At 61.8% G+C, this 12,892-nt stretch carries 9 protein-coding genes; 7 read left to right on the plus strand and 2 right to left on the minus strand.

What is annotated here, in order from left to right:
• Positions 1-17 precede the first annotated feature (17 nt).
• On the minus strand, positions 18-1,049 hold the full coding sequence (locus sake_RS05725; protein WP_129359814.1) for a 3-oxoacyl-ACP synthase III: 1,032 nt from the start codon (positions 1,047-1,049) through the stop codon (positions 18-20).
• 258 nt (positions 1,050-1,307) lie between these two features.
• Between sake_RS05725 and smc the strand changes: the two genes are divergently transcribed.
• A complete protein-coding gene (gene smc, locus sake_RS05730; protein ID WP_178945594.1) occupies positions 1,308-4,922 on the plus strand; it encodes a chromosome segregation protein SMC in 3,615 nt (1,204 codons plus the stop codon).
• Positions 4,923-4,946: 24 nt separating this feature from the next.
• Here the strand turns inward: smc and sake_RS05735 are convergent, their stop codons facing one another.
• On the minus strand, positions 4,947-6,242 hold the full coding sequence (locus sake_RS05735) for an MFS transporter (protein ID WP_178945595.1): 1,296 nt from the start codon (positions 6,240-6,242) through the stop codon (positions 4,947-4,949).
• Positions 6,243-6,336: 94 nt separating this feature from the next.
• On the opposite strand from sake_RS05735, the gene ftsY reads away from it, so the two are divergent.
• The 6 genes from ftsY (at position 6,337) to sake_RS05765 (ending at position 12,781) form a co-directional block, all read left to right on the plus strand.
• Positions 6,337-7,440 carry a signal recognition particle-docking protein FtsY gene (gene ftsY, locus sake_RS05740; protein WP_129359811.1) on the plus strand — a complete coding sequence of 368 codons (1,104 nt, stop codon included), beginning with the start codon at positions 6,337-6,339 and terminating at the stop codon, positions 7,438-7,440.
• A gap of 245 nt (positions 7,441-7,685) precedes the next feature.
• The gene (locus tag sake_RS05745) at positions 7,686-8,945 is read left to right on the plus strand and encodes an ammonium transporter (protein ID WP_255411250.1); all 1,260 of its coding nucleotides are present in this window, start codon (positions 7,686-7,688) and stop codon (positions 8,943-8,945) included.
• Positions 8,946-9,004: 59 nt separating this feature from the next.
• On the plus strand, positions 9,005-9,343 hold the full coding sequence (locus sake_RS05750; protein ID WP_178945597.1) for a P-II family nitrogen regulator: 339 nt from the start codon (positions 9,005-9,007) through the stop codon (positions 9,341-9,343).
• 177 nt (positions 9,344-9,520) lie between these two features.
• Positions 9,521-11,098 (plus strand): signal recognition particle protein, encoded by a 1,578-nt coding sequence (gene ffh, locus sake_RS05755; RefSeq protein ID WP_129359809.1) that lies wholly within the window; start codon positions 9,521-9,523, stop codon positions 11,096-11,098.
• Between the two features lie 10 nt (positions 11,099-11,108).
• Entirely contained in the window at positions 11,109-11,600 is a 492-nt protein-coding gene (locus sake_RS05760; protein ID WP_129359808.1) for an NUDIX hydrolase, read from the plus strand.
• 77 nt (positions 11,601-11,677) lie between these two features.
• Positions 11,678-12,781 carry a hypothetical protein gene (locus tag sake_RS05765; RefSeq protein ID WP_129359807.1) on the plus strand — a complete coding sequence of 368 codons (1,104 nt, stop codon included), beginning with the start codon at positions 11,678-11,680 and terminating at the stop codon, positions 12,779-12,781.
• The last annotated feature ends 111 nt before the right edge of the window (positions 12,782-12,892 follow it).

A 12,892-nucleotide genomic window follows, 5' to 3' on the forward strand; every position in this document is an offset into this window, starting at 1 on the left:
CTGTGCGTTGGCGGTTGCTACCAGGCGATTTCCATGAGGGCGGTGTTCAATCCGGACCCGACGCCCATGCAGAGGACGCGTTGGCCAGGCTTCAAACGTTCGGCCTCGAGGGCCAGGGTCATCGGCAGTGCTGCTGCCGCTACATTGCCCCAGTAGGGGAACGTCACAGGGATGCGGTCACGATCGATACCGACGGCGTCAATGATGGCGTTCGTATGGGACGTCGAGATCTGGTGGGTGATGTAGGAATCCATGTCGTTCCAGTCCCAGCCGTCTTCGTGGGCGCGGTCCCAGGCATCGGTCACGAGCTCCAGACCGTATTTGAGAAGCCCTGTGGCGTCCGTGCTCATGCCTTGTCCGGCCTCGCCGCCTATGCACAAGTCCTTGTGCTCGGTACCTGCGCGCGAGATGGACCCAAGGATCTGGTGTCCTTCCGGGTGACGGTCCGCCCGTCCTACAACGGCAGCCGCGGCACCCGAACCGAGGGTCAGGGTCGCGAACTGAGCCAAAACGTCGTCGCGCGTCGAATCGGCACGATTGAGCATATTCAGGGCCGTCTCGTGCCACGGCGAAGGGTCCTCACCGCACACAATCAACGCGTATTCTATGGCTCCTGCGTCGATCATCGAGGAGGCAACGGTGAGACCGTTGACGAAGCCGAGGCACGCGTTGGTCATGTCGAAATTCAGCGCATGCCGGGGGAGACCGATCTCGTGGTGAATTCCGACAGCCACGGCCGGCTCGAAATTGTCGCGAGTCACCGAAGTATTGACGAAGAGACCGATTTGTTCCGGTTTGATTCCGGCCTCTTCCAGGGCTGCGCGTCCGGCTTGTGCCGCGCCGTGTTCGAACGAGCTGTCTGCCGACCACGAACGGCGTTCGCTGATGCCTGCAAGGCGTTCGAGGAGACCCTTGGGCATTTTGAGGCGTTTGTACGTTCCTGCCAGCTGCTCGTCGAAATATGAGGAGGGCAGAACCTCTTCGGCCTCCACCTTGGTCACTGAAAGAAGTGCTGAATTACGGTGGTGGATAGACGAGTTAGCGGTCAATTAAACGAGCCTTTATCCGGAAGTGAACGGGTCTGATTTGAGAACTACGTGAGTGGCACTCGAGGTACTACTCTACAACCAGCTTTGCGGATGACTGGCGATTTCACCCTTGACATAAATCTCCTCCGTCTGTTTGGACCCTCGGCGCCATTCCAGCGGCAGCCCTGAATCTCGCGATAGAGTGGGCGGTCGTGGCCGGGATATGCGGTCGGCCCAGGTCGAGGCAGAGAAGAACAGACCGGAAGGAAAAGAGGCGGCGTGCACCTCAAGACGTTGACGGTCAAGGGATTCAAATCTTTCGCATCAGCAACTTCCTTCGAATTCGAGCCCGGCGTCACCGCGGTCGTCGGACCGAACGGTTCGGGGAAATCGAATGTCGTGGACGCCCTGTCCTGGGTTATGGGGGAACAGGGTGCGAAGTCGTTGCGCGGCGGAAAAATGGAAGATGTGATCTTCGCTGGTACCTCCGGTCGGGCCCCGCTCGGTCGCGCCCATGTCTCTCTGACAATCGACAACGCCGATGGCGCTCTGCCCATTGAGTATTCCGAAGTCACGATCTCGCGGACGCTGTTCCGCACCGGTGGCTCCGAGTACGCGATCAACGGGAACTCATGTCGCCTTCTCGATATCCAGGAGCTGCTCTCGGACTCGGGTCTGGGCAGGGAAATGCACGTTATCGTGGGGCAAGGCCAGCTTGACCGCATTCTTCACGCGACCCCGGAAGAACGGCGAGGTTTCATCGAAGAAGCCTCAGGCGTTCTCAAACACCGGCGCCGCAAGGAGAAGACTCTTCGCAAACTCGCGTCCATGGAAACGAACGTTTCCCGTCTCGAAGATCTGACGGGTGAAATAGGGCGTCAACTGACTCCGCTGGGACGGCAAGCCAAGGTCGCGCGACGAGCGCAGAGGATCCAGCACGATGTCCGTGATGCGAGGGCCCGTATCTATGCGGACGACTGGGTTCAGGCCTCCACCGCGCTCGACACGGACGCGGATGAGCTCCAGAAGGTCCGGGAGCAGCTCAAGGCCCGGGAGTCTGCGCACGAGCAGGTGTCTCGGAGGATCGCCGAATTGGAGGCGGAAGCTTCGCGGGTGAGTCCAGAGGTTACGCGCGCGCGAGATACCTGGTACGCATTGTCCCAGCTCCGGGAGCGTTTCGAGTCTTTGACCCAACTCGCGCAGGAGCGGTTGAGAACCCAATCGACGCCCGTGGGACGTGCGCATCTTCGCGACCCCGAGCGGCTCCAAGAGAACGCGGATCGGATCGCCTCCGACCTTGAGGCAGCGGATGCAGCCCTGGTCGAAGCGCGCGCGAGGCATGAAGAATACGGAAAACTTCGTCTGGACCGGGAAGAGGAAGCCCGAACCGCAGAAGAGCACCATGCGAACCTTCTCGCCGCGGCCGCCGAGCAACGCGAGAACATCGCTTCGCTTCGGGGCAAAATGGCCACGGCGAGATCTGAACACGAGACGCTGACCGCTCGGCGCGAGGAACAGGAACGCGAAGTCGAGGCGATTCGTCAGCGTCTCGAGGATTACCGCGTCGAATTGGAGCGACAAACCGAAGTTTCCGGGCCGACTGAGGAAGATACCTCGACTGCCTCGGAAGCATCGGATGCCGCCCACGCTGCCACCGAAAGGAGCCAAACGGCCCTGGATGCCGCGGCGACGGAACTGAATTCGGTCCGTCGCGAGCACGACGCCGCCCGGGCTCGTGTAGAGGCCCTGAAAGAATCCATGCCGGCCGCGGACGCTACGGAGGCGATCCTCGAAAGGTTCCGTGAACAGACCTCGCGAGTTCGCGAGCAGCTTGCGGTGGACCACGAATCCGCGGCGGCCGTATCGACCGCATTGGGACCGGTTGCTGATGGGCTCGCCCTCTCGGAAACAGAGGATTTCGGGACCATCTTGGATGAAGCGCGCGCTGCCGGCCTCGGCGTCCTGAGCCTGATGCTGGGCCCAACCAGCCAGGTGGGGGACGTTGGGACAAAAGGTCATGAGGCATTCGGGGAATACCTCGGGGCGCTGAAGTCCGATGGTGTCGTCGACGTGACCTGGGCGCCTCAGGCCATTGCCGGAGGGCGACTCGCGGACGAGGCACGCTCACTCTTGCGTCGGTGCGCGCTTGTCCCCGACGCGAGGTCAGCCGCACAGCTGCGTGAGCGGTTCATCGATGATGCGGAGCATGGTGTCGTTCTCCCTGAAGCCTGGCGGATAGTCGCTTCGGACGGAACCGTGGTCGAGGAACAGCAAGTTCGCGGGGGAAGCGCCGAGGGCGCATCAGGGCTCGAGATCTTCGCGCGGATCGAAGCGGCACAGGCACGTGTCGACGAGCTCGGCCGCGTCTATGCGTCGGCCGAGAGGGCACACCGTGAAGCCTCCGAAGAACACCGTCGAGTTCGCGATGAGGCACGCGCCGCTCGCGAAGAATTCGCGCGCATCAGCCGCGAGTCCACCGCGAGCGCTGCCGCTTTGTCGAGGGCGAGGACCTTGGTCTCCTCGACGGAAGAGGAAGTCGAACAGGCGCTTCGCCGGTTGGATGAGCTCAAAGCAAGGGAACCGGAGGTCGCCGACCGGCTCAAACAGGCCGTGGGCGCTGTCTCGGCCGCATTGGAACTTCAGGACCACGATGGGGGTCAGGCCCTGGAACGGGCCGAGAAAATGCGCAATGAGGCTGCGGACGAGGCCAAAGCAGCGAGATCACGGGAGACCGAGGCCCTACTCGGCCTGCGTGGTGCTCAGGGACAGATTGACCAGTTGAAGCAGAGGTACGACGCCGCGTTGCGCTCGGTGGCTTCCGAACGCGCCGCACACGCCGAAGTCGAACGGCAGGAGAAACAGAGGAAGGCAAAATACGCCGCGACGAGCCTGGTGCTGGCGATGATCGGCACCGTGAGGGAACGCATTGAAGCTTCCCTGAATGTCGCCCAGGATGAGCGTGAACGAGTCCAGACGCGTCGGGCCGGCATCGAGTCTCGCCTGGCCGAAGGGCGCGAAGAAGAGAAGAAGATCCGCGACGAGTTGGATTCGACGCGTTCCAAGGCGCACTCGGGAGAACTCGAGCGAGCGACTCGGGAGGCCAAACTCGAATCTCTCAGAGAGACGATTCTCGAAGAGCTGAGCCTCACGGCGGAAACGCTCGTCTCGGATTACGGGCCGCACCTTCCGATTCCCGTGCTCGACGACGCCGGCGAGGTAGAGGGGGAGGAACCCTTTGTCCGAGAAGTTCAGGAAAAGCGTCTGGCCAAGGCTCGTAAAGACCTCAAAGCGCTGGGCAAGGTCAACCCTCTGGCGCTCGAGGAATTCGCGGCCTTGGAGGAACGCCACACGTACTTGGTGCAGCAGCTCGAGGACCTCAAAGCCTCGCGCTCGGACCTCGAAGAGATCATTCGTGACGTGGACGATCATGTCAGGCAGGTTTTCACCCAGGCCTTCCACGACACTCAGGAGCAATTCGTCCGGGTCTTCTCAACGCTTTTCCCGGGTGGCGAGGGAAAACTAGTCCTGACCGATCCGAGCGACATGTTGACGACGGGCATCGAGGTTCACGCCAAGCCGGCCGGCAAAAAGGTCAAAAGGTTGTCTCTGCTCTCGGGCGGCGAGCGCTCGTTGACAGCAATAGCGATGTTGGTTGCGATCTTCAAGGCTCGGCCGTCGCCGTTCTACGTGATGGATGAGGTCGAAGCGGCACTGGACGATCGTAATCTCGGGCGGCTTCTGACGATCCTCAAAGAGCTGCAGGTTAGTTCGCAGCTGATCATCATTACACACCAGAAACGAACTATGGAGATCGCCGACGCCCTGTACGGCGTCTCGATGCGCGGCGACGGCATCACCCAGGTGATTTCGCAAAAACTCGCCGACTTGCGGTGATCGTCGCCGAGTGGGGTGCGGTCCTCAACCGGATTGCGGGAATGACGTGCGCGGGGTCAGGAAGAAGACGAGCGCCGCGATTCCGAGAAGTGCGCCGGAGATTCCGAAAGCCGGGCCGAAGCCTACTCGGTCAACGACGGCGCCGAGAATCACGGGCGCGATGATCTGCCCCACGTCGGCACACGCCTGATATGCGGACATGACGTTTCCGCCCGACCGGCGCGATCCCACGACGTCGGTCAGGGTCGCTTGCATGGACGGGGTGTACAAGCCGGTGCTGAGCCCTGCCATGAGGCACAGGATCCAAAAGACCCACGGCCCCGGAGAAAGACCGACGATCCCGGTGAGAACCGCCGAGAAGGAAAGGCCGAGGATCAGCAGAGGCTTGCGTCCCCATCGGTCGGAGAGCCCGCCGAAAATGATCTGGGCCAGCGCCGATCCTCCAGCGAAGATACCCAATGCGATACCGGCGATACTCGCCCCGGAGCCGAAGCCTTGGGCCGGCGCCCCCACCGAAGCCGCCAGCCCAGTGGCCAACAGAGGAATGATGGCGACTCGCGCACCGAGATTAGCCCAACCATGGGCGAAACTCGTGACGAGCAGTGAGCGATAGCTGCCGATGGATAGGGCTTCGGGGAATTTCATCGGCAGCAGGACGGAACCGGTATCCGTGGTGGCATCCGCGGGGCGTAGTTTCCACGCGGCGACCACGATGGCCAGAAGCAGCGCGAGGGCGTAGATGATGAAGGGCGCCCTGAGGCCCCACGTGGCGGTCAGGCTGCCGATGACGGGACCCATGATGCTTCCGAGCATGAACGAGGTCGCGTAGTATCCCGAGACCTTGGCTCGAATGGTTGGAGGAGCGAGACGCGCAATCAGACCCATCGCGGAGATGGAGAACATGACCGAACCGATGCCGCCAAGTCCTCTCAGGATCACCAACAGCGCATAGTTGGGCGCGAAAGCGGTGATGGCAGAGGACAACGCGACGACGGCTAGTCCTGTCAGATAGGTGCGGCGTTCACCGATGCGGGACATGATGGGTCCCGCGGCAGGTGCCCAGGCGACCCGCATGAGGGCGAAAGCCGACATGACGGCTCCGGCTGCCGCGGCCCCTACACCGAATGATGTCGCAAATTGGGGCAGAACGGGAGCCACGACCCCGTATCCAGCGGCGATCACGAACGCGGCGACGACCAACACCTTCAGATCGGTCGGAACCGGAGGCCGAGGCAAAGACCGTCTGCCGCTTTCGCGGATGCTCTCGCCACCGGTGGGCCCATCAATATGGGGTTCGCTTTCGGGAGGTTCGGCAGTCACGGAAAGCACCTTACCCGTAGCGGAATCTCCGGGCGAACGGGGAAGCGTCCACAAGCCGCTGCCTGGATGCGGCGGCATGTGGCAAGCTGGAAACGTGAACGACACACTGATCCTGATCCTGTACATCTTGGCCGGCGTCGTGGTCCTCGGCGGCCTGGCTTTCGTGTTTCTCAAAGGCCCCAAGGCGCCAAAGGGCGGCTACCCCGAAACCCGGGACAAGGACGACGCGGCACCTCCCGTCGAAGAAGAAGCCCGACCGCAGTACGAAACGCCCGCACCGGTCGCCGGACGGCTTCAAAGGCTTCGCGCGCGTCTGGCCCGGTCCAACTCGATGCTCGGCAAAGGCCTGCTTGCTTTGTTGTCGAGCGAGAAAATTGACCAGGACGTCTGGGACGAAATCGAGGAAACCCTCCTCATGGCCGACCTCGGCTCTGAACCGTCACAGCGGTTGGTCGAAGCCCTGCAAACCCGCGTTCGCATCGAAGGCACAGATGATCCGTCCCGCGTTAAAACCATGTTGCGCGAGGAACTGCTCAAAATCGTCGACCCCACCATGGACCGTGAGCTCGGCCTTGACGGCAGCGGCGACAACCCTGGCGTGGTCCTCGTCGTCGGCGTCAACGGCGTCGGCAAGACCACGACAGTCGGCAAGCTTGCCCGTGTGATGGTCGCCGAGGAGAAAACCCTCTTGCTCGGGGCAGCCGATACGTTCCGTGCTGCCGCGGCCGACCAGCTCGAGACCTGGGGGAAACGCGTCGGCGTCGATACCGTCCGCTCCCAGACCGAGGGCGCCGACCCAGCTTCGGTGGCTTTCGAATCTGCCAGCGAGGCCAAGAAACGCGGGGTCGATACACTGATGGTCGATACCGCGGGGAGGCTGCAGAACAAGGCTGGGCTCATGGACCAGCTCGGGAAGGTCAAGCGCGTCGTCGAAAAGGTGTCGCCTGTTACCGAGGTTCTGCTTGTGATCGACGCTACGACCGGCCAGAACGGGATGGTCCAAGCGAAAGTCTTCGCCGAGGTCGTGAATATCACGGGGATTGTCCTGACCAAATTGGACGGTACAGCCAAGGGCGGAATCGTCGTGGCGATCCAGAATGAGCTTGGTGTACCCGTCAAACTTGTCGGTCTCGGGGAGGGACCGGACGATTTGGCGCCTTTCGATCCTGAAGGTTTCGTCGAGGCGCTCATCGACTGAAACACAGCCACGTCACTGTATGACGGTGCGACGGCCCGGCAGATCCGCAGACGTGCGGCATCGGCCGGGCCTTTCGTTCATCTGCCCGAAACACGATGAAATGAGCTGGCAACGTTCGGAACCCTGCCGTTACACCCTCGAAACTCGGCGTGAAGGAACCCGAAACACAGCGAGTGGAAACTGATTTTTGTACCAATCAGCCGAGGATCCGCATCCTGGATCCCACTCGCGAAAGGGAAACGGCCGTGGACCAACTGACAGCAAGCGACGTGTGGACCGTCATTGCCGCCGCACTCGTCCTGCTCATGACGCCGGGCCTTGCGTTCTTCTACGGAGGCATGACCCGGGTCAAAGCAGCGCTCAACATGATGATGATGAGCTTCATCTCTATCGGGCTGGTGGGCGTCGTCTGGGTTCTGTGGGGATCCTCGATGTCCAGCGGGAAGAACATGATCCCGGGCGTCGTCGGCAGTCCGTTTGCGGACTTCGGCCTCGGCGCTTCACTGGATTCCGGCGACCTCATGGCCGCGGGTTTCTCCGCGACTTTCGCGATCATCACGGTCGCCCTCATCTCGGGAGCGATCGCTGACCGAGCGAAATTCGGAACCTGGTGTGTATTCGTTCCTCTCTGGATCACCCTTGTTTACGCGCCCTTGGCTTTCATGGTCTGGGCCGATGGCGGACTCTTCACGGCGGAGGGAGCGATCGGTTCCGTTCTGGGTGAGGCGATCGACTTCGCGGGCGGACTGGTCGTTCACATCAACGCCGGCGTCGCGGGCCTTGTCCTGTGCCTGATTCTCGGCGTACGCCGAGGATTCGGGAAGGACCCCAACCAGCGACCGCATAACCTGCCCTTCGTGATGCTCGGTGCTGCGTTGCTGTGGTTCGGGTGGTTCGGTTTCAACGCGGGCGCAGCGGCCGACGCCACTCAGGCCGGATTGATCTGGATCAATACCCTGGTATGCCCCGCGGCCGCAATGCTCGGGTGGCTGCTCGTGGAACGTCTGAGGGACGGTCACGCGACGTCACTGGGTTCCGCATCCGGGATCGTTGCCGGGCTCGTGGCCATCACCCCGGCGTGCGCGAATGTCGATCCCGGCTGGGCGATTGTGCTCGGAATCATCGCGGGAATGGCGTGTGCACTGGCGGTCGGGTTGAAGTACCGCTTCGGCTACGACGACTCGTTGGACGTCGTAGGAGTTCACCTGGTCGCGGGGATCATCGGCACCGTGGCCCTCGGGTTCATTGCAACACCGTCGACAGGAAATGCGGGTCTGTTTTACGGGGGAGGCGTGGACCAACTCATTGCCCAGGTGGTCGCTACCGTCATCACCGTCGCTTACACGGCGATCATGACCTTCGTGATCGCCATGGTCCTGAAGAAGACCATTGGCTTCCGGGTTAGTGAAGAAGAGGAAGTCCAAGGCATTGACTTGGCATCCCACGCCGAGACGGCATACGCCTTCGTCTCCGGAACGTCGGGGCAGATCGGCGTCCGAAGCTGATTCGCCGTAGCGACCGAAGCACCACCTCATGCCGCAAGAGCATCCGATGAAAGGCACACATGAAACTCGTCACTGCAATTGTCCGCCCGGAGCAATACGAATCCGTCAAGGAAGCACTCGAAGCATTCGGGATACACGGCATGACCGTCTCCGAAACCGCAGGATACGGCAGACAAAAGGGCCACACCGAGGTCTACCGGGGTGCCGAATACGCCGTGGATCTATTGCTCAAGGTCAGGCTGGAAATCCTGGCTACGGAGCAGCAAGCCATCGATGTCGTTGAGGTCATCGTCTCCTCGGCCAATACTGGGACCACGGGAGACGGGAAAGTCTGGATCCAACCCATCGAAGAGATTGTACGAGTGCGCACAGGAGAACGTGGGGAGCAAGCCATCTGAGACACTGCGGCGGCTGGCCGGACGGACAGTTCGCGGTGTGGAAACTATGCCGCTGGGCGAGGTGACCGGTGCTAGTCTTGTAAGCCGACCGACCAACCGAGGCCGGCGGTGTCCCGCGGACACCGCTCCCGGAGACCACAGCACCGAAACGACTGCACCGAAAGTAGACCACTTCACGTGTTCAATTCTCTGTCCGACCGCCTAGCATCGACCTTCAAGAACCTGCGCGGCAAAGGCCGCCTCTCCGAAGCCGACGTCGATGCCACCGTCCGCGAAATCCGGCGTGCCCTTCTCGACGCCGACGTCGCGGTACCGGTGGTGCGAGCATTCGCGGCCTCGATCAAGGAACGAGCAACAGGCAGCGAAGTCTCGGAAGCTCTGAACCCTGCTCAGCAGGTCGTCAAGATCGTCAACGAGGAGCTCCAGGGCATTCTCGGTGGCGAGACCCGTCGCATCAACATGGCCAAGACCGGTCCGACGATCATCATGTTGGCCGGTCTCCAGGGCTCCGGCAAGACCACTTTCGCCGGAAAACTCGGCAAATGGCTCACCGCCCAGGGGCACAAGCCCATGCTCGTTGCCTCCGACCTCCAACGCCCCAACGCGGTCACACAGCTCAAGGTCGTCGGTGAACGCGCAGGTGTCCCGGTCTTTGCCCCGCACCCCGGCACCACGAGCGAGTTCGACGACCCCACGGGGGACCCGGTCCAGGTGGCCCGCGACGGCGTGACGACCGCGCGTGCCAAGCTGCACGATGTCGTCATTGTCGATACCGCTGGCCGACTCGGTGTGGACCAGGAACTCATGAAGCAAGCGCGCGATATTCGCGACGCGATCGTGCCGAATGAAGTCCTTTTTGTCATCGACGCGATGATCGGGCAGGACGCGGTCAATACTGCGCTCGCCTTCAACGAGGGCGTGGACTTCACCGGCGTGGTGCTGTCCAAGCTCGACGGCGATGCTCGTGGCGGCGCTGCCCTGTCGGTTGCCTCAGTGACCGGCAAGCCCATCATGTTCGCCTCGACCGGCGAGAACGTCGGGGATATCGAGCAGTTCCACCCGGATCGCATGGCTAGCCGCATCCTGGACATGGGCGACGTGCTGACCTTGATCGAACAGGCGGAAGCCAGTTGGGACAAGGCTGAGGCCGACAGAATGGCCAAGAAGTTCCAGGACCGTGAGGACTTCACGTTCGAGGACTTCCTGTCCCAGATGCAGCAGATCCGCAAAATGGGATCGATGAAGAAGATGCTGATGATGATGCCGGGCGCTGCCCAGATGCGTCAGCAGCTGGAGAATTTCGACGACCGCGAGATCGATCGCGTCGAGGCCATCGTCCGGTCGATGACCCCGCATGAACGAGTTGCGCCCAAGATTATCAACGGTTCCCGGCGTGCCCGTATCGCGCGTGGCTCCGGCGTGACCGTCTCCGAAGTCAACCAGCTCATGGAACGGTTCGGCCAGGCCCAAAAGCTCATGAAACGCATGGCTTCCGGCCAGGGCGTTCCCGGTATGCCGGGTGGTATGCCCGGTATGGGTGGGTCAGGCGGCCCCAAGAAGAACCGCAAGGCCGTCAAAGGCAAGAATGCGAAAAAGGGACGTTCGGGCAACCCGGCCAAGCGCGAGGCAGAGCTCAAGGGCCAGACGCAGAAGCCAGCTCAGAAGAACGGCTCGAGTTTCGGGAAACAAGAGGGTTTCGACATGGACTCCATGAATTTGCCCAAGGGCTTTGAGAAATTCCTCGGGGACAAGTAGACCTGTAAATATGGCTGATACTTACTTGTCCGATGAAGACTTCCGGGCGTTCGTCGCCTCGCTTCCGCGCCGGCGCCTTGCCGCCGGGGCACTGATCACGGACGAGTCGGATCGCTTGCTGATCGTCAAGCCGAATTACAAAGACGGCTGGTCCCTGCCCGGGGGCACAGTTGAGGCAGGCGAATCTCCGCAGGAGGGATGCTTCCGGGAAGTCCTCGAGGAAGTGGGTCTGGAACTTCCCTGGGGCAGAATGCTTCTGGTCTTCCACGGCCTGAACATGGGCGACTGGGGAGATTCGGCATATTTCATCTATGATGGCGGCGTCGTATCCTCCGACGCACCCATTGAATTGCAAGAAGAAGAGTTGACGGAATACAAGTTCGTTGAATTCAACGCGTTGGATTCTTACCTCAGTGGCGGTTTCTCCGAACGACTGCGGCAAGCGCACTCGGTTCGGGGAACCGAGGCCGTCATCGAACTCAGCTCGAACCAATGGAATTAAGCTCGGATTCTCGGGCCATCGGTCCAGAATCGCGGGTACCGTGATAAGCACCAACGATACGTAAGGACAGGCGCAACGTGACCGACGACCATCGCACTGACCGGACCCCGAACCAGGACGGAATCTCCTGGCAGTGGGTCCCCGTGCGCTTGGATCTTCATCGACGACTGACCGAGACCCCTGAAGGCGGCGTCGTTGTGACCGGCGCCGGAGCAGACGCCGAGCGCGAGCGGATTCTGAAGCTCATTCGCGAACAGTCCGTTCCTGCGCTGTACACGACCGGCGACAACAACCTGCGCCTCATGGTGCCTGTTCATATCCGCGGGGAGATTACTCACGTGGCCCGAGCGGATGAACACGGTCAGCTGAGTCTGGGTGGGGAACTGGGCGAGTTCATGGAAACGATCCTGGCCTTCCCAGGACTGGAATACGCGTCCTGGCAGACCGGTGACGGTATAACCCATACGCCGAGCGCAGTCGGAATGTTCGAGACTTCATCACGGACCCTTCGGCAGGCGATCCGCTCCATACAACCGGAAGGCTGGTTCGAGATCGCCTCATCGGGCGAGCGCTGGGTCGTCGTGACTTGTGAATACTATGAAGACCTGCTCAGCCTCGTCGACGAATTGCCTCGGCGTGCGGTCGTCCTGGACACGGACGGGGAGCACCGGGCCGCGACTTTCTGCCCGACCGTCGGAGAGCCCATCACCCTCTCGTGGGGCCCTGTCCGCGGGGCGGTTTTCACGTATCCCTCGGATTCGCCCGCTGGGGCACTTCAGTCGGAGATCGCGGGACAGGAAGAGATCGAGGTCCGCGACGCAGCTCGAATCCGAGCCGTCGACAATCTGACGGAGGCCTTCGGGCTCGATCCGGTCAGCTCACGACGCCTCGAAAAGTACGCCGCCGACGACAATGGGCGATATGCCCCGGAATCTGTCCTGCAGCTCCTGGGCCTGTCCGACATGCCCGCCAAGATCATCGACGGCCGCAAATCCATGTCCGATCAGCCTGGATACGAGAAATTCGTTCCGGCGGACGAGGGCTCCGGCCAAAGTTCGGGCCCGAAGTCGGATCTGGAGGCCGCCTTGCGTCTGAGCAATTCCGTCAAACGCGGAGGCTGGGCCATCGCCACCGCAGCCGGCGTGGGTCTTGGGGCCTGGATTCTCCGCCGCAAAAAGTAGACCCCGCGGTGTCACCGTCCGACAGGAGAGTCTGGGCCCTTCGCCGATGGCTCGATGACGACCGGAACCCGAATTGGAAACGACCGCGGCCCAGCTCGTCGCAACAACGGA

This window comes from Kocuria sp. TGY1127_2 (assembly GCF_013394385.1).
Taxonomy (GTDB): domain Bacteria; phylum Actinomycetota; class Actinomycetes; order Actinomycetales; family Micrococcaceae; genus Rothia.

What these genes read in the sequence shown, in the direction of transcription:
- sake_RS05750 (WP_178945597.1), top strand. Translation starts at nt 9,005, where the DNA reads ATGAAACTCGTCACTGCAATTGTCCGCCCGGAGCAATACGAATCCGTC.
- sake_RS05760 (WP_129359808.1), top strand. Translation starts at nt 11,109, where the DNA reads ATGGCTGATACTTACTTGTCCGATGAAGACTTCCGGGCGTTCGTCGCC.